The sequence below is a fragment of the Vibrio toranzoniae genome (assembly GCF_024347655.1).
GTDB lineage: Bacteria > Pseudomonadota > Gammaproteobacteria > Enterobacterales > Vibrionaceae > Vibrio > Vibrio toranzoniae.
Genome location: NZ_AP025514.1, coordinates 2,701,700 through 2,718,359 on the forward strand (window position 1 = coordinate 2,701,700; position 16,660 = coordinate 2,718,359).

Below are 16,660 nucleotides of genomic sequence, written 5' to 3' on the forward strand. Positions count from 1 at the left end.
ATTAAAAAAGGCCATCGTAATGATGGCCTTTCTAAATTTAGCATCTAACAGTCGTCCTTTACGTTCGACTGTTAGGGCTGTCTAGCAGTTACGCTAGCAACTCTTTCGCTGTGTTTACTACGTTTTCAGTAGTGAAACCGAACATCTTGAATAGCTCGCCTGCTGGTGCAGATTCGCCGAACGTTGTCATGCCGATGATCTTGCCACCGAAACCAACGTACTTGTACCAGAAGTCAGCGATGCCCGCTTCTACTGCGATACGTGCAGTTACGTCAGATGGCAGTACAGACTCACGGTATTCTGCGTCTTGCTTATCGAACGCGTCAGTTGCAGGCATAGATACTACGCGTACTTTCTTGCCTTCAGCGGTTAGTTCAGCCGCAGCGCTAACCGCTAGCTCAACTTCAGAACCTGTAGCGATAAGAATAAGCTCTGGCTTGCCAGCACAATCTTTCAGGATGTAACCACCCTTAGCGATGTTAGCCACTTGCTCAGCGTCACGATCTTGTTGTGCAAGGTTTTGACGAGAGAAGATAAGTGCAGAAGGACCATCTTTACGTTCGATTGCCAGTTTCCAAGCAACAGCTGACTCAACTTGGTCACATGGACGCCATGTGCTCATGTTTGGAGTCAGACGTAGAGATGCGATTTGCTCAACCGGTTGGTGAGTAGGACCATCTTCGCCTAGGCCGATAGAATCGTGCGTGTAAACTTGGATGTTCTGAGTTTTCATCAGAGCCGCCATACGCATAGCGTTACGAGCGTATTCCATGAACATTAGGAACGTTGCGCCGTAGGGTACGAAACCACCGTGCAGAGCGATACCGTTCATGATAGCCGTCATACCGAATTCACGTACACCGTAGTGGATGTAGTTACCAGAGAAGTCGTTTGCTTCAAGCGACTTAGAACCAGACCACATAGTTAGGTTAGAAGGCGCAAGGTCAGCAGAGCCGCCCATGAATTCAGGTAGCATAGCACCGAACGCTTCGAGAGCATTTTGAGATGCTTTACGTGATGCGATGTTTGCTGGGTTAGCTTGAAGATCAGCGATGATTGCCGATGCTTTCTCTTCCCACTGTGCAGGAAGATCACCGTTTACGCGGCGTTTGAATTCAGCTGCCAGCTCAGGGTATGCTGCTTCATAAGCTGCAAGTTTCTCGTTCCACGCTGCTTCCTTAGCTGCGCCTGCTTCTTTCGCATCCCACTCTGCGTAAACTTCCGACGGAATTTCAAAAGGACCGTGCTCCCAACCTAGTTGTTTACGAGTTGCTGCGATTTCGTCAGCGCCTAAAGGTGCACCGTGACAGTCGTGCGTACCTGCTTTATTTGGAGAACCAAAGCCAATTACTGTTTTAGTACAGATTAGAGTTGGACGAGGATCCGCTTTAGCCGCTTCAATAGCAGCGTTGATAGCATCAGAGTCGTGACCATCTACCGCTGGGATTACGTGCCAGCCGTACGCTTCAAAACGCTTAGGTGTATCGTCAGAGAACCAACCTTCAACTTCACCATCGATAGAGATGCCATTGTCATCCCAGAAAGCAACCAGCTTACCAAGACCCAACGTACCTGCTAAAGAACATGCTTCGTGAGAGATACCTTCCATCAGACAGCCATCACCCATGAATGCATAAGTGTAGTGGTCTACGATGTCATGGCCTTCTTTGTTGAACTGTGCAGCCAGTGCTTTTTCAGCCATTGCCATACCAACAGCGTTAGTGATGCCTTGACCTAAAGGACCAGTAGTCGTTTCGATACCTGGTGCGTAGCCGTACTCTGGGTGACCTGGAGTCTTAGAGTGCAGTTGACGGAAGTTCTTAAGATCTTCAATTGAAAGCTCGTAACCTGCTAGGTGAAGCAGAGAGTAAATCAGCATTGAGCCATGGCCGTTAGACAGGATAAAACGGTCGCGGTCAGCCCACTCTGGGTTGGCCGGGTTATGGTTCAAGTGGCCACGCCAAAGAACTTCAGCGATGTCAGCCATACCCATAGGTGCGCCTGGGTGACCAGAGTTTGCTTGTTGAACACCGTCCATGCTAAGCGCACGGATTGCATTGGCTAGAACTTTACGAGAAGGCATGTCTGCTCCTGAGTACATAAGCGATTTAAAAAGAGTTAGTGCTAAAAATTTCATTTTTATTAGCGCGGGTATTCTCTCAAACGACTATAGCGACTGCAAACGATTTACTGTCCTTTTAACCATCATTTTTCGCAATTTTTACCCATTGATATCACTTGGTAATGGCTTATATCACCCGGCACGCAAACGTTTAGTTATGTCATATCATAAAAAAGAGCTTGTAATTCGACCGTTGGAATTTAGAATGGCCGTCTAGATGTAGAAACACCTACAAAATATACTGTATTTAATGGCGGCGCTTCCTTAACTTGCGACGCCTAAAATTATTTGCATTTAATCTATTTGCAACTAAAACACTATTTGCAACTAAAACTAAAAGTGGAGCTCTCATGGCTAAGCACCTATTCACTTCTGAATCTGTTTCAGAAGGCCATCCAGATAAAATTGCAGACCAAATCTCTGATGCTGTTCTTGATGCCATCTTGGAACAAGATCCAAAAGCACGTGTTGCTTGTGAGACTTACGTAAAAACCGGCATGGTGATGGTTGGCGGTGAAGTAACAACGTCTGCATGGGTTGATATTGAAGAAATCACTCGTGAAACAGTACGTGAAATTGGTTACGTTCATTCTGATATGGGCTTTGACGCTGACTCTTGTGCCGTTCTAAACACAATTGGTAAGCAGTCTCCAGACATCAACCAAGGTGTTGATAAAACAGACCCGAAAGAGCAAGGCGCTGGCGACCAAGGTATCATGTTTGGTTACGCGACTAACGAAACACCAATCCTAATGCCTGCTCCAATTACTTACTCTCACCTTCTTGTTAAAAAGCAAGCTGAAGTACGTAAGAGTGGCAAGCTTAACTTCCTTCGCCCAGATGCTAAGTCTCAAGTAACATTCCAGTACGACCAAGGTAAGATCGTGGGTATCGATGCCGTTGTTCTTTCAACTCAGCACTGTGATTCAGTCACGACACCTGACCTGCGTGAAGCGGTAATGGAAGAGATCATCAAGCCAGTACTTCCTTCTGAGTGGATCAATAAAGACACTAACTTCTTCATCAATCCAACAGGTCGTTTCGTAATCGGTGGCCCAATGGGTGACTGTGGTCTAACTGGTCGTAAGATCATTGTTGATACCTACGGCGGCGCAGCTCGTCACGGTGGCGGTGCATTCTCTGGTAAAGATCCATCAAAAGTTGACCGTTCTGCAGCTTACGCAGCGCGTTATGTTGCGAAAAACATCGTTGCAGCAGGTATGGCTGACCGTTGTGAGATTCAACTGTCTTACGCTATCGGTGTTGCTGATCCTACATCTATCATGGTTGAAACGTTCGGTACTGAAAAAGTAGCGCACGAGATCATCATTGAAGCCGTTCGTCAAAACTTCGATCTACGCCCATACGGTCTTCAAGAGATGCTGAACCTTCTTCAACCTATCTACAAGCAGACTGCTGCATACGGCCACTTCGGTCGTGAAGAATTCCCTTGGGAAGCGACAGACAAAGCAGCAATCCTTGCGGACTTCGCTGGTCTAAAATAATTTAGCCACTGCGATTTGTTTCTTTAAAGCCCTTATTTCTTAGTAAGGGCTTTATTTTTATGTACTTACCGAACTTTCACTCGCCATTCCCTTCTCTAACGCCCTTCTTTACCGTTAACCACTTAGTATAAAAAGCCACTGATAATTTGTATTTTCTAGCACTACTGACAATAGTTAAGGTAACTCCTAGACGATCAAGCTCACGTTTAACCCTAATGTATTTAGTCTAAAATCATTAGTTAAATGAATGCGAGAGCAAAAACTAGGACGATTACGAGCGATTGAGCTCGACACCATAACGCTAATGTCAACCACACCACTGAGCCTTATGGAATTATAACTAGGACGTTATTTAACTAGGGGGAATTATGCCTCGTACCGTGCACCCATCGGAACTGAACAATAAAAAAGATAAGGTCAGCGATCAGGATTACGCTCGAACCATTCCTTGTAACCAAGTTAGCATTTCAGCACCCTTTCATTGGTTGTCACTAGCTCTACACGACTTCGTGAAAATGCCATTAATCAGCGCATTTTACGGCTTGTGTTTTATGGCGGCAGCCATCGCCATAGTCCAACTTGTCCAATGGCAAGGAACACACCTAGTCGTTATGCCGAGCTTGATAGTCTATATGTTGATAGGGCCTTTTCTTGCTCTAGGCCTGTATGACGCCAGCTGGGAAAGAGAAAAAGGACACAACGCTAGCCTACTGCACTCAATGAAGGCCATCACACGAAACTCAACCCATCAATGGGCCTTTGCGATTGTATTGATGGTAGCGATGATTTTCTGGATGCGAATCGCGGCGTTATTGCACGCGTTATACCCTTCTGTTCAAGGGGCTCCACTAACTGAATTCGCTCCATTCCTGATTACGGGCTCTTTAATTGGGCTAATCATCGCTAGCCTAATATTCAGTATTTCAGCGTTTTCAATTCCATTAATGATGGAGCGACGCGTTGATGTAATGAGCGCTATTTTCACTAGCTTCAATGCAGTGAAAGCAAACATCCCAGCAATGGTTGTGTGGGCGAGTATTATTTGTTCCGGTATTCTGGTGGGCTTTGCAACCTACGGCATCGGTATGATCGTCACCATGCCGCTACTTGGTTACGGTACATGGCACGCTTATCACGAGATCATCAAGAAAAAACATCACGTGTAAAGCATCGCTAGATTAACAAGCAATGTTATTATGAGGCCTTAGCTTAACGCTGAGGTCTTTTATTTGGAGTTAACAACGTTTGTCTTACACCCCACAACAACATCGCGCAAATAAGAAACTGGCGGAGTGTCTCGCTATTGCTAATCAACATTTCTCTCGTGAGTTTCCATACCCAACTATCACTTACAAATTAAGAGGTAAATCGGCAGGAAAGGCCTACCTTCAGTTAAATGAAATTAAGCTCAACCACGTGCTATTCAGCGAAAACGAAGACGCCTTTATCAACGAGGTTGTTCCTCATGAACTCGCACACTTGATCACGCATCAGGTCTTCGGACGCGTTAGACCTCATGGTAACGAGTGGAAATACGTGATGGAAAAGGTATTCAACGTACCAGCCAAAACAACCCACAGTTTTGAGATTACCTCTGTGCAAGGCAAGACCTTTGAATACCGCTGCGACTGCACCGTTTACCCACTATCAATTAGACGACATAACAAAGTCCTTCGAAATCAATCGACCTACCGATGCCAACTGTGCCAACAAACCTTAGTTTTTACAGGCACTCAACTAAGCTAATAACCGATTGATTCACTCGTTCGGATAAATCTAATAGAGAGATCTAACATTTGAGTGATAGACTGATATTTATCATACTTTTATCAGTCTTTCTCTATGCAAAAACTCACCTTAAAAGCATTTGGCCTACCTGTGTCTTTTTACTTATCAATAGTATTTGGCCTACTGGTAACCCAAAGCGTTTTCGCTGCCCCACCAAGCTCATTCTACAAAGCCAAAAAAGAAGCCGTGAAGATTTATCTCGATCATCCGACTTCGTTTTATTGTGGTTGTGATATTACTTGGAAAGACAAAAAGAAAGGTATTCCAGACCTTAATGGTTGTGGCTACCAAGTCCGAAAACAGCAGAAGCGAGCAAGTCGTATTGAGTGGGAACACGTGGTTCCCGCTTGGCAATTTGGCCACCAGCGTCAGTGCTGGCAAGACGGCGGACGCAAAAACTGTACGCGAAATGATAAAATATTTAAATCCATGGAGGCTGACCTTCATAACCTAACGCCCACGATTGGCGAGGTTAATGGTGATCGATCCAATTACAATTTCAGTCAGTGGAATGGAATAGATGGCGTGAGCTATGGTCAGTGTGAAATGCAGGTCAACTTCAAACAGCGTAAAGTTATGCCGCCTGACAGAGCAAAAGGCTCAATCGCAAGAACTTACCTATACATGAGCCAAGAGTACGGTTTTAGGCTCTCAAAGCAACAAACCAATCTGATGATGGCGTGGAACAAACAGTTTCCTGTCGATCAGTGGGAATGTACTCGTGATAAACGAATCTACGCCGTCCAAGGTAATCACAATCCATTTGTTTACCCAGCTTGCAAATAACACCACTCGCATAGCCATCTCTACCAAGCAAGAGTTTCAGCATTGCCCCTGAAACTCTTGCTCTACCCTTGTTTTTTCAACTAAAAGCATCCATGTTAGGCATAGATAAAAATACCCAAATAATCATATTTATAGGTTTACCAGCATGAGAGTCCCTCGTATCCATCACCCTGAACGCATTCATCAGTTAGGCTCACTCGCTTTAGGCGAAGATGCCGCGGGTCATGTTGGTCGTGTTCTTCGCATGAAAGAAGGCCAAGAAGTACTTCTATTTGACGGCAGTGGCGCTGAGTTCCCTGCGACAATTATTGAAGTATCAAAAAAGAACGTCACGGTTCATGTTACTGAGCGAATCGAGCGTAGCAGTGAATCTCCATTAGACTTACATTTAGGCCAAGTGATTTCACGCGGTGATAAAATGGAGTTCACGATTCAGAAATCGGTAGAGCTCGGTGTGAATACCATTACTCCGCTGATTTCAGAGCGCTGTGGCGTGAAACTTGATACCAAACGCTTTGAGAAAAAACTCGCACAATGGCAAAAGATTGCTATCGCGGCATGTGAACAGAGTGGCCGTAATACGGTTCCTGTCATTCGCCCTATCATGCAACTTGAAGCGTGGTGTAGCGAAACCAGTGAAGCGTTAAAGTTGAACCTACATCCTCGCGCAAAATACTCAATTAACACCCTTCCAGAACCCGTCAGCAAGGTGCGCCTATTAATAGGCCCTGAAGGTGGATTGTCAGCTGAAGAAATCGGCATGACAGAACAATACAAATTTGAAGAGACGCTACTCGGCCCACGTGTACTTCGTACCGAGACAGCAGCTCTAACCGCAATTACTGCCTTACAAGTCCGTTTTGGCGATCTAGGCTAGGAGAAAAAAATGATCAAACTTGGCATCGTAATGGATCCTATTTCATCCATTAACATCAAAAAAGACTCTAGCTTTGCCATGATGCTTGAAGCTCAGCGTCGTGGTTACGAAATCCATTACATGGAAATGGATGATCTACACTTAGATCAGGGCGTAGCCATTGCTGACACAAAGGTTGTAGAACTAAAAGAAGATCCAAACGGTTGGTATGAGTTCAAGTCAGAGCAGACTATCGCGCTATCTGAATTAGACGCCGTACTGATGCGTAAAGATCCTCCGTTTGATACTGAGTACATCTACGCGACTTACATTCTTGAGCGTGCTGAAGAGAACGGAGCACTGATCGTAAACAAGCCACAAAGCTTACGTGACTGTAATGAGAAGTTGTTCACTGCTTGGTTCCCTGAACTAACACCGACGACAATCGTGACTCGTAAAGCTGAGAAGATTAAAGAGTTTCGCGAGAAGCATGGTGATGTGATTCTTAAGCCGTTGGATGGCATGGGTGGCGCGTCTATCTTCCGAGTGAAGAAAGGTGATCCAAACGTATCAGTAATCATTGAAACATTGACCAACCACGGTCAAAATTACGCAATGGCACAGACTTTTGTTCCAGACATAAGTAATGGTGATAAACGTATTCTTGTGGTTGATGGTGAGCCTATGCCTTACTGCTTAGCTCGTATTCCAGCGGAAGGGGAAACGCGAGGTAACCTAGCGGCCGGTGGTACTGGTGTGGCTAGACCACTGAGTGATACTGACTGGGAAATTGCAAAAACAGTGGCTCCAACACTGAAAGAAAAAGGCTTAATCTTTGTTGGCCTTGATGTAATCGGTGACAAACTGACTGAAATAAACGTAACCAGCCCGACTTGCATTCGTGAAATCGAAGCGGCTTTTGATATTTCAGTAACCGGTAAACTGATGGACGCAATCGAACGTCGCGTTAAAGCAAAATAGCTTCCAATCGATTGGCTTAGTTTAAATAATCTAAGCTGAATCGTTCTTAGCTAAACCAATGTAATGAGCGGCACAAGCCGCTCTTTTCTCAAAGGCAGGAGGCTTTATGAATTTAACCAATCACTTTCTGGTTGCTATGCCAGGAATGAAAGATCCTTACTTTCAAAACTCTGTAATTTACCTTTGTGAACACAACAATGAAGGTGCAATGGGGTTAATGATCAATGCCCCTATTGATATAACGGTTGGAAAAATGCTGGATCAAGTCGAGATCGACTCCATAAACCCAAAATCCAATCAAGCTAGCTTAGATAAGCCAGTGTTAAACGGAGGACCGGTAGCTGAAGATAGAGGTTTCATTTTACATAAGCCAAAAGGCAACTATCAATCTAGCATCAACATGACCGATCAAATCTCTGTCACGACCTCTAAAGATATCCTTACCGTGCTCGGAACTGGAGACGAGCCAGTGCATTACTTGGTCGCATTAGGCTACGCAGGTTGGGAACCAGGGCAGCTAGAAATAGAACTCACCGAAAACTCTTGGTTAACCGTTGAAGCCGACCCTAAAGTTATCTTCGACACCCCCATTGCAGATCGTTGGAAAGTTGCCGTTCAGATGCTAGGCATTAATGTTGCGCAATTATCGGCTGATTCAGGACACGCCTAAAACCAACTCATAACAATCAATACAAACCCAACCCAACCCAACCCAACCCAACTATTTAATTCTGGAACTTTTATGTCACGGACAATTATGGCATTTGATTACGGTACAAAAAGTATCGGTAGTGCAATCGGCCAAGAGATTACTGGTACCGCAAGTCCCTTAACAGCCTTCAAGGCTAAAGATGGTATTCCGAATTGGGATGATATCGAGAAGCAAATCAAAGAATGGCAACCTAACCTGATTATCGTCGGTTTGCCAACGGATTTACACGGCAAAGATCTAGCAACCATTACTCCAAGAGCAAAGAAGTTTGCTAATCGCCTCAAAGGGCGCTTTGGTATTGATGTCGAACTTCATGATGAAAGGCTATCTACAGCAGAAGCCCGATCCGAGCTTTTTGATATGGGCGGGTATAAAGCATTAAGCAAAGGAAATGTGGATAACCAATCTGCAGTTGTTATTCTAGAGAGCTGGTTTGAAGCACAATATTTTTAACTCAGCATTAAGCGAGCAATAATTACACTCAATTCTAACCTGTAATCATATAGCGACGTAATATTAATGCGATTTATTATTAGGTTAGTGATGGCTCATATAAAACTGTTCTAATAGCCTGCTCAGTTCTAACGATAATAGTATGTAACTCAATGGAAGCTGGCGACGGTTATCCAACTAAAAATTAAATGAGAAAAGAGCGTGGTGACGCGAATGATAATTTCAGCTCCTCATAAAGGTTAAACCTTCCCCCACAGCTTGTTGTGGGGAATCTATTTACCCTCTCCTATAAAAATCAGCGGCACTAATTAACCCATATCGATTTTCACACTGCTGAGAGCTCCCATGCCATTGTCACCATCACCTCGCTTGGTTTTCAACATTAAGCGCAGATCATTAGCAGAGTCGGCACTATGAAACGCATCTTCTTCGCTGATTTTGCCCGCAACGACTAAATCATACAAAGCTTGGTCAAAGGTCTGCATCCCAATCTCTTTCGATTTAGCCATTGTCGATTTGAGTTCATGCAACTCACCACGACGAATCAGGTCCGACACTCGAGGGCTGTTCAAAAGAACCTCGAACACCCCATGACGACCATTGGCATTCTTGTCTCGAATTAATTGCTGTGCCACCACACCACGTAAGTTCATCGACAGATCAAACAAGAATTGCTCTTTTTGCTCTTTGGGAACCAAATGCAGAATACGTTCTAGTGCTTGATTAGCATTATTAGCATGCAGAGTTGCCATACATAGGTGACCAGTCTCAGCAAAAGTCATCGCGTACTCCATGGTTTCACGGCTACGGATCTCACCAATCAAGATCATGTCGGGAGCTTGGCGCAGGGAGTTCTTAAGCGCGACTTCATAACTCTCGGTGTCGAGTCCGACCTCACGCTGAGTAACAATGCACTTTCTATGCTCATGTACGAATTCAATCGGATCTTCAATCGTCAAAATATGACCAGACCGGTTAGCATTCCGGTACCCTGTCATCGTAGCCATTGAAGTTGATTTACCAGACCCCGTCGCTCCAACCACTAGCACAAGTCCGCGTTTCGCTATTGAAAGGTCTTGTAGCACATCAGGGAGTTTTAATTGTTCAAAGGTTGGAATGTTAGTCTCGATGCGTCTAATTACCGCACCAGGAAGCTCTCGTTGGAAGAAAGCACTCACACGAAAACGGCCACTATCACGCACAATCGCAAAATTAGCCTCGCGTGTTTGTTGGTATTCATCGCGTCGGTCTTGCTCCATCATCGCATCAAGCAATTGAGAGACCTGAGCCGTATTCAGCTTTTCTCCCTGAGGTCGCAGTTCACCATCAACACGAAACAGAACTGGTGCGTCCACGGTGATGTAAAGATCCGACGCTTTCTGTGAAAGCATGCCTTCAAGAATTTGATTCAACTCCATATGATTCATCCTGACTTAAAACCGTGAGGTTTCGATTTCAATCTTCTTCTCGACTTCTTCTGAATCAACTAAACCTTGGGCCATAAGCTGCTTCGCATTCTGCTCCATGGTTTGCATACCATGTGCTGCGCCAGTTTGAATAATCGAGTACATCTGTGCAACTTTATCTTCACGAATCAAGTTTCTAATTGCAGGTGTCGCCATCATAATTTCATGACAAGCCACACGACCACCGCCTACACGCTTTAACAATTTTTGAGCAATCACCGAGCGTAGTGATTCGGATAGCATTGAACGAACCATAGATTTGTCGCTGCCGGGGAACACATCAATAATACGATCTATGGTTTTAGCAGCAGAACTGGTGTGCAGCGTACCAAAAACTAGATGGCCTGTTTCTGCGGCCGTTAGCGCTAAGCTGATTGTCTCTTGGTCACGAAGTTCACCCACAAGGATAACGTCAGGGTCTTCGCGCAATGCACTGCGTAGCGCCGCTTTAAAGCTGTGGGTATCACGATGAACTTCTCGCTGGTTAACGAGGCATTTATTGTTGGTATGAACGAATTCAATCGGGTCTTCAATGGTCAGGATGTGCTTGTTATGGTTACGGTTAACATAATCAACCATCGCCGCAAGCGTCGTCGATTTACCAGAACCAGTAGGGCCAGTGACCAGCACTAACCCTTTCTCGTAGTTAGCAATCTTTTCAAAGATTTCAGGCGCGCCTAACTGACCTAAAGTTGGGATCTCTACAGGGATAGATCGAAACACAGCTGAGCAACCACGAGCTTGGTTAAAAGCATTCACACGGAAACGACCAACATTGGGCAATTCAAAAGAGAAGTCGACTTCGAGTTTCTCTTCAAACTCACCGCGCTGTGAATCGTTCATGATCTCAAAAACTAAACGATGCACATCAGCATGACTCAAAGCGGGCACTCCAAGCTTTCTTACTTCACCATCTATACGTACCATTGGAGATACACCCGCAGAAAGATGTAGATCTGATGCGTTATGCTTTACACTAAAATCTAGTAACTCGGTGATATCCATTTATTTTCCCTTAAGTAAAGTCAGCTATGAGTAGTATTCAACAAAATATCAAACAAATCACCTCACAGATTCGTAGTGCTGAACAAAAGTGCGGACGAGATCCAGAGTCCGTGCAACTTTTAGCCGTCAGCAAAACTAAACCTATTGATGCGGTTCTAGAAGCCGCACTTGGAGGCCAAATTGCCTTTGGTGAAAACTATGTCCAAGAAGGTGTTGATAAAGTAAAACACTTTTCAGAACATCATTCTAACTTAAATTTGGAGTGGCATTTTATTGGCCCAATTCAGTCCAATAAAACACGCCCAATCGCAGAAAGCTTCCAATGGGTGCATTCTGTGGATCGCGATAAAATAGCCCAAAGGCTTAATGATCAGCGACCAAGCGCCCTCCCACCTCTGCAGGTGCTTATTCAAGTGAATACCAGCGGCGAAGAATCGAAAGCTGGCACTTCAGAACAGACAGTTTTTTCACTCGCAGAGTTGATTTCGTCGCTCCCTAACCTCACTTTAAGAGGATTGATGTCGATTCCAGCAAACGTATCTGACTATCAATCACAGCTTAATGCATTCTCTCAACTGGCCGAGCTTCAACAAAAGCTAGCCGTGAAGTATCCTGACGTTGATACCCTTTCTATGGGCATGAGTGGCGATATGGATGCAGCGGTTGAGGCAGGTAGCACCATGGTTCGTATTGGTACAGCTATCTTTGGTGCGCGTGATTACGCGAAATAACAAATAATTAGTCACTAGAAATCGACGATAAATATTGATACAGCTTCGCTTGAACCGCGCAGCGACACGCTCAGGATTGTATATATGGAACATAAGAACATCGCCTTTATTGGGGCAGGAAACATGGTTCGCTCAATTGTAGCGGGCTTAGTGGCGAGTGGTTACCCAGCACAAAAAATTACTGCGACAGCGCCTTCAGACACCAGAAGATTACCGTTAGAGCAAAAATACGGAATCAATACCACCAGCGACAACATTGCCGCAGCAGAGCAAGCAGATGTTGTTGTGTTATCAGTGAAGCCACAAATGATGGCCGATGTATGTAAACCCTTACAAAGTATCGATTTTAGCAACAAACTGGTTATCTCAATTGCCGCGGGTATTAATGCGAATCGGCTCAATGAGATGTTAAACTGCAAACTGAACCTTGTGCGTGTGATGCCAAACACGCCATCACTACTTGGTAAGGGGATGAGCGGCCTTTATGCTAATTCAAAGGTCAGCCAAGGCGATAAAGACTTCGCTTCTCAGCTAATGCAAGCCGTAGGTGAAGTGAGTTGGGTTGAGCAAGAGTCAGGCATCAACAACATTATTGCGGCGGCGGGCAGTGCTCCTGCTTACTTCTTTTTGTTTATGGAAGCGATGCAAGCAGAGGCAATCAACCAAGGTTTCGACCAAGAAACCGCTCGAAAGCTAGTGCAACAGTCAGCATTGGGCGCGGCAGAGATGGTGGTAGTGAATCCAGATATTGAGTTATCAACATTGCGCGAACAGGTTACTTCAAAAGGCGGGACCACCGCAGAAGCACTGCGCACATTTAACGAACACCAACTATCAGATATCGTAGCCAAAGCGATGCAAGCGGCGGTAGCTCGAGCTGAAGAGATGGAAAAACTGTTTTAATACTCATTACTGTACAAAAGCATTGTGTCGCTCGGGTTATACCTAAGCGGCAAGTAAATCCGAAAAAGGAAACAATATGAACTCGATGAGCTTTCTGATCTCGACCGTTTTTGATCTTTACATCATGGTTGTGATCTTGCGTATCTGGCTACAAGCATCACGTGCAGATTTCTACAATCCATTCTCACAATTCATCGTAAAAGCGACGCAACCGGTTGTTGCTCCACTGCGCCGAGTTATTCCATCAATCGGCAGCCTTGATCTTGCGACGGTTGTTTTCGCTTATGTGCTGTGTGTACTTAAGTTCGTTGCTCTAAATCTGATTATCTCTGGCGGCGCGGCTGTATTTGATATTAGCTTCCTTATCTTTGGCGCACTATCTCTACTCAAAGCCGCTGGTGGCTTATTATTCTGGGTACTATTGATCCGTGCAATCCTAAGCTGGGTTAGCCAAGGCCGCAGCCCAATTGAGTACGTGTTCCATCAACTGACTGAGCCAATGTTAATACCTATTCGTCGCATCTTACCTGACATGGGTGGCTTTGACTTAAGCGTGCTGGTTCTGTTCATTGTTCTGCAATTTGCAAACTTCCTAATGGGTGACATGATTGGCCCTATTTGGTATCAGCTATAATTTAAGTACGGACACTAGGTACTTTGACGATGCCAAAAGCGGTTTGGTCCGAAGAAGACGATATTCTTCTTCGGCTCTATATCCAACCCAAAGCAAGCCGAGATAAAATTGTCGGCTTGCACGGTGAGGAACTGAAAATTGCCATTACAGCACCACCGGTTGATGGCAAAGCCAATGCCCACTTAGCGAAATACCTTGCGAAACAATTTAAGGTCGCTAAAGGGCAAATTACGATAGAAAAGGGAGAGCTCGGTCGGCACAAGCAAGTTCGAATATGCTCACCAAGCCAAATCCCAACTGAAGTCAAAGCCATCCTATGATGGCTTTTTGCTATTTATTGGAGTCATTATGCGTTTATGGATAACAACCCTACTCACCGCTCTTGTTGCCCTCCCAAGCTCGGCAGGACAGTTTAAGAATATTAAGGATGTCGAGGTTCACTACTCGGCTTTTAACTCGACATTTATAACGGCGAAGGTCGCTAAGCAATATAAGCTGAAACGAAATGGCTACTCAGCGATTCTGAACATCAGCGTATTAGACAAAGCTTCCCTAGGTAAACCTGCGACAACGGCTAAAATCACGGGAACAGCGAAGAACCTAGTAGGTAACACTCGCACACTGAACTTCCGCGAAATAAAGGAAGGTGATGCGATTTATTACCTGGCTGAGTTCCCTATAACACACGAAGAAAACATCACCTTTAATATCGATGTTAACGCAGGGTTGAAAGGCACAGGTCCACTGCGCTTCACACAAAAATTCCATATAGAAGAGTAGGTTCAACCTTCACTTTTCTGTTCACTAACTTATTAGAGCCACATCCCATGAGTAAGATTGTTTTAGCAACAGGCAACCACGGCAAAGTTCGCGAGATGGCAGATATTCTGTCTGAATTTGGTTTTGACGTTATCGCACAAAGTGAATTCAATGTTTCAGAAGTCGCTGAAACGGGAACAACTTTCATTGAAAATGCCATCATCAAGGCTCGCCATGCTGCGCAAGAAACTGGGCTACCAGCCATTGCAGACGATTCTGGCTTAGAGGTTGATCACCTTAATGGTGCACCGGGTATCTACTCTGCGCGTTACTCAGGTGAAGGAGCAACCGATAAGCAAAACATCGAAAAACTGCTTGAGGCAATGCGAGGTGTGGAAACTGAAAAGCGCACCGCTCGTTTCCACTGTGTGTTGGTACTAATGCGTCACGAAAACGATCCGACACCATTGGTATGCCACGGTAAATGGGAAGGTCGTATTCTGACTGAAGAACACGGTGAGAATGGCTTTGGCTACGATCCGGTATTCTTTGTACCTGAAGATAACTGCGCATCTGCTGAACTTGAATCAACACGTAAAAAGCAACTATCACACCGTGGTAAAGCCCTGACGTCACTATTCAAATCACTCAAGGAGCAAGCTCTGTAATGCATAATACAGCGCTAATACCACCAGCACTTAGCCTCTATGTCCACATCCCATGGTGTGTACAAAAGTGTCCGTATTGTGATTTCAACTCACACGCTCTGAAAACCGAGATTCCTGAAAAAGAGTACATCGATGCGCTACTTGAGGATCTCGATACTGATATCGAAAAGTACCAACTCAATGGCACACCTCGCCCATTGCATTCGATCTTTATTGGTGGCGGCACACCGAGTCTATTCTCTCCAGAGGGAATCGGTCGATTGCTGCAAGGCATTGAACAGCGCATTCAGTTCAAGCCAGAAATCGAAATCACCATGGAAGCCAACCCTGGCACTATTGAAGCTGAGCGTTTTGCAGGTTACCAAAAGGCAGGCATTACTCGAATCTCGGTAGGCGTACAAAGCTTTGAGCAAGAGAAGCTGGAAAGGCTTGGGCGTATTCATGGTCAAGGTGAAGCGGTCAACGCAGCTCACTTAGCACACAAGATCGGATTGAATAGTTTCAACTTAGATCTCATGCACGGCTTACCGGATCAAAGCATAGAGCAAGCATTGGCGGATCTAGATAAAGCGATCGAGCTTAATCCTCCACACTTATCTTGGTATCAACTCACCATAGAACCTAACACCATGTTCTATTACAAAACGCCAAAGCTGCCTGACGACGATGACCTTTGGGATATCTTCGACTTAGGCCATAAAAAGCTCTCAGATGCAGGTTATGTACAGTATGAAATTTCAGGCTACAGCAAGCCAGGATACCAATGCCAGCACAACCTCAACTATTGGCGCTTTGGTGACTACTTAGGTATTGGCTGTGGCTCTCATGGCAAACTAAGTTTTGCTGATGGACGCATTGTTCGCACCACAAAGGTTAAGCACCCTAGAGGCTATTTAGTGGCTTACCAGAACATGGTGAAACCTTATCTATCTGATGAGTTTGAAGTGCCGAATGAAGACCGCCCTTTTGAATTCTTTATGAACCGCTTCAGGCTAATAGAAGCGTGTCCAAAACAAGATTTCATTAATACGACTGGGCTTGATTTTGACTCGATTCAGCCAACAATAGAGTGGGCAAAAGAGCTTGGTTACTTGAATGAAACCGACACTCACTGGCAGATCACTGAAAAAGGAAAACTGTTCCTGAATGATTTGCTAGAAGCCTTTATGGCAGAAGAAGACGAATAGAGCGAAATTCGAGAAGTATTGCATAAGGGTTGGCTTTAGGGTCAACCCTTTTTATTGTAAGAACCTTTCTCGAAGCGAAGCGCTCTATAGGACGAAGTCCGTGC

At 45.0% G+C, this 16,660-nt stretch carries 18 protein-coding genes; 15 read left to right on the forward strand and 3 right to left on the reverse strand.

Annotated elements, in window-relative coordinates; all coding sequences use genetic code 11:
• Window positions 1-88: 88 nt before the first annotated feature.
• Window positions 89-2,083 (reverse strand): transketolase, encoded by a 1,995-nt coding sequence (tkt, locus tag OCU50_RS12130; RefSeq protein ID WP_261809196.1) that lies wholly within the window; start codon window positions 2,081-2,083, stop codon window positions 89-91.
• 389 nt (window positions 2,084-2,472) lie between these two features.
• Between tkt and metK the strand changes: the two genes are divergently transcribed.
• The 8 genes from metK to ruvX all read left to right on the forward strand — a co-directional run bounded on the left by metK (window position 2,473) and on the right by ruvX (window position 9,203).
• Window positions 2,473-3,627, forward strand: coding sequence for a methionine adenosyltransferase (metK, locus tag OCU50_RS12135; RefSeq protein ID WP_017056531.1), 1,155 nt, complete (start codon window positions 2,473-2,475; stop codon window positions 3,625-3,627).
• A gap of 368 nt (window positions 3,628-3,995) precedes the next feature.
• A complete protein-coding gene (locus tag OCU50_RS12140) occupies window positions 3,996-4,793 on the forward strand; it encodes a DUF2189 domain-containing protein (protein ID WP_017056530.1) in 798 nt (265 codons plus the stop codon).
• A gap of 79 nt (window positions 4,794-4,872) precedes the next feature.
• The gene (locus OCU50_RS12145; protein ID WP_060468645.1) at window positions 4,873-5,373 is read left to right on the forward strand and encodes a SprT family zinc-dependent metalloprotease; all 501 of its coding nucleotides are present in this window, start codon (window positions 4,873-4,875) and stop codon (window positions 5,371-5,373) included.
• 96 nt (window positions 5,374-5,469) lie between these two features.
• Window positions 5,470-6,201, forward strand: a complete 732-nt coding sequence (locus OCU50_RS12150; RefSeq protein ID WP_060468646.1) for an endonuclease — start codon at window positions 5,470-5,472, stop codon at window positions 6,199-6,201.
• 145 nt (window positions 6,202-6,346) lie between these two features.
• On the forward strand, window positions 6,347-7,078 hold the full coding sequence (rsmE, locus tag OCU50_RS12155) for a 16S rRNA (uracil(1498)-N(3))-methyltransferase (RefSeq protein ID WP_017056527.1): 732 nt from the start codon (window positions 6,347-6,349) through the stop codon (window positions 7,076-7,078).
• Window positions 7,079-7,087: 9 nt separating this feature from the next.
• Window positions 7,088-8,038 (forward strand): glutathione synthase, encoded by a 951-nt coding sequence (gshB, locus tag OCU50_RS12160; protein WP_060468647.1) that lies wholly within the window; start codon window positions 7,088-7,090, stop codon window positions 8,036-8,038.
• Between the two features lie 106 nt (window positions 8,039-8,144).
• Window positions 8,145-8,708 carry a YqgE/AlgH family protein gene (locus OCU50_RS12165; protein ID WP_060468648.1) on the forward strand — a complete coding sequence of 188 codons (564 nt, stop codon included), beginning with the start codon at window positions 8,145-8,147 and terminating at the stop codon, window positions 8,706-8,708.
• Window positions 8,709-8,780: 72 nt separating this feature from the next.
• Window positions 8,781-9,203, forward strand: coding sequence for a Holliday junction resolvase RuvX (gene ruvX / locus OCU50_RS12170; RefSeq protein WP_029626997.1), 423 nt, complete (start codon window positions 8,781-8,783; stop codon window positions 9,201-9,203).
• 308 nt (window positions 9,204-9,511) lie between these two features.
• Here the strand turns inward: ruvX and OCU50_RS12175 are convergent, their stop codons facing one another.
• Window positions 9,512-10,621, reverse strand: coding sequence for a PilT/PilU family type 4a pilus ATPase (locus OCU50_RS12175; RefSeq protein ID WP_060468649.1), 1,110 nt, complete (start codon window positions 10,619-10,621; stop codon window positions 9,512-9,514).
• Between the two features lie 15 nt (window positions 10,622-10,636).
• A complete protein-coding gene (locus tag OCU50_RS12180; protein WP_060468650.1) occupies window positions 10,637-11,674 on the reverse strand; it encodes a type IV pilus twitching motility protein PilT in 1,038 nt (345 codons plus the stop codon).
• A gap of 26 nt (window positions 11,675-11,700) precedes the next feature.
• On the opposite strand from OCU50_RS12180, the gene OCU50_RS12185 reads away from it, so the two are divergent.
• From OCU50_RS12185 to hemW, 7 genes are all read left to right on the forward strand, one after another.
• Window positions 11,701-12,405, forward strand: a complete 705-nt coding sequence (locus tag OCU50_RS12185; RefSeq protein ID WP_060468651.1) for a YggS family pyridoxal phosphate-dependent enzyme — start codon at window positions 11,701-11,703, stop codon at window positions 12,403-12,405.
• A gap of 84 nt (window positions 12,406-12,489) precedes the next feature.
• On the forward strand, window positions 12,490-13,308 hold the full coding sequence (gene proC, locus OCU50_RS12190) for a pyrroline-5-carboxylate reductase (protein ID WP_060468652.1): 819 nt from the start codon (window positions 12,490-12,492) through the stop codon (window positions 13,306-13,308).
• 76 nt (window positions 13,309-13,384) lie between these two features.
• Window positions 13,385-13,942, forward strand: a complete 558-nt coding sequence (locus OCU50_RS12195) for a YggT family protein (RefSeq protein WP_060468653.1) — start codon at window positions 13,385-13,387, stop codon at window positions 13,940-13,942.
• 29 nt (window positions 13,943-13,971) lie between these two features.
• Window positions 13,972-14,262 carry a DUF167 family protein YggU gene (gene yggU, locus OCU50_RS12200; RefSeq protein ID WP_060468654.1) on the forward strand — a complete coding sequence of 97 codons (291 nt, stop codon included), beginning with the start codon at window positions 13,972-13,974 and terminating at the stop codon, window positions 14,260-14,262.
• A 28-nt stretch (window positions 14,263-14,290) separates the two neighbouring features.
• Window positions 14,291-14,722, forward strand: a complete 432-nt coding sequence (locus tag OCU50_RS12205; RefSeq protein ID WP_060468655.1) for a DUF4426 domain-containing protein — start codon at window positions 14,291-14,293, stop codon at window positions 14,720-14,722.
• Window positions 14,723-14,769: 47 nt separating this feature from the next.
• Window positions 14,770-15,369: an XTP/dITP diphosphatase gene (locus tag OCU50_RS12210; RefSeq protein WP_060468656.1), complete on the forward strand. Its 600-nt coding sequence runs from the start codon at window positions 14,770-14,772 to the stop codon at window positions 15,367-15,369.
• The gene (hemW, locus tag OCU50_RS12215) at window positions 15,369-16,556 is read left to right on the forward strand and encodes a radical SAM family heme chaperone HemW (protein WP_060468657.1); all 1,188 of its coding nucleotides are present in this window, start codon (window positions 15,369-15,371) and stop codon (window positions 16,554-16,556) included. Before OCU50_RS12210 ends, hemW begins: the two co-directional genes overlap by 1 nt.
• Window positions 16,557-16,660: the final 104 nt, after the last annotated feature.

Coding starts and splice junctions, on each gene's coding strand:
- tkt (WP_261809196.1), bottom strand. CDS start 2,083: ATGCCTTCTCGTAAAGTTCTAGCCAATGCAATCCGTGCGCTTAGCATG.
- metK (WP_017056531.1), top strand. CDS start 2,473: ATGGCTAAGCACCTATTCACTTCTGAATCTGTTTCAGAAGGCCATCCA.
- OCU50_RS12140 (WP_017056530.1), top strand. CDS start 3,996: ATGCCTCGTACCGTGCACCCATCGGAACTGAACAATAAAAAAGATAAG.
- OCU50_RS12150 (WP_060468646.1), top strand. CDS start 5,470: ATGCAAAAACTCACCTTAAAAGCATTTGGCCTACCTGTGTCTTTTTAC.
- rsmE (WP_017056527.1), top strand. CDS start 6,347: ATGAGAGTCCCTCGTATCCATCACCCTGAACGCATTCATCAGTTAGGC.
- gshB (WP_060468647.1), top strand. CDS start 7,088: ATGATCAAACTTGGCATCGTAATGGATCCTATTTCATCCATTAACATC.
- OCU50_RS12165 (WP_060468648.1), top strand. CDS start 8,145: ATGAATTTAACCAATCACTTTCTGGTTGCTATGCCAGGAATGAAAGAT.
- ruvX (WP_029626997.1), top strand. CDS start 8,781: ATGTCACGGACAATTATGGCATTTGATTACGGTACAAAAAGTATCGGT.
- OCU50_RS12175 (WP_060468649.1), bottom strand. CDS start 10,621: ATGGAGTTGAATCAAATTCTTGAAGGCATGCTTTCACAGAAAGCGTCG.
- OCU50_RS12180 (WP_060468650.1), bottom strand. CDS start 11,674: ATGGATATCACCGAGTTACTAGATTTTAGTGTAAAGCATAACGCATCA.
- OCU50_RS12185 (WP_060468651.1), top strand. CDS start 11,701: ATGAGTAGTATTCAACAAAATATCAAACAAATCACCTCACAGATTCGT.
- proC (WP_060468652.1), top strand. CDS start 12,490: ATGGAACATAAGAACATCGCCTTTATTGGGGCAGGAAACATGGTTCGC.
- OCU50_RS12195 (WP_060468653.1), top strand. CDS start 13,385: ATGAACTCGATGAGCTTTCTGATCTCGACCGTTTTTGATCTTTACATC.
- yggU (WP_060468654.1), top strand. CDS start 13,972: ATGCCAAAAGCGGTTTGGTCCGAAGAAGACGATATTCTTCTTCGGCTC.
- OCU50_RS12205 (WP_060468655.1), top strand. CDS start 14,291: ATGCGTTTATGGATAACAACCCTACTCACCGCTCTTGTTGCCCTCCCA.
- OCU50_RS12210 (WP_060468656.1), top strand. CDS start 14,770: ATGAGTAAGATTGTTTTAGCAACAGGCAACCACGGCAAAGTTCGCGAG.
- hemW (WP_060468657.1), top strand. CDS start 15,369: ATGCATAATACAGCGCTAATACCACCAGCACTTAGCCTCTATGTCCAC.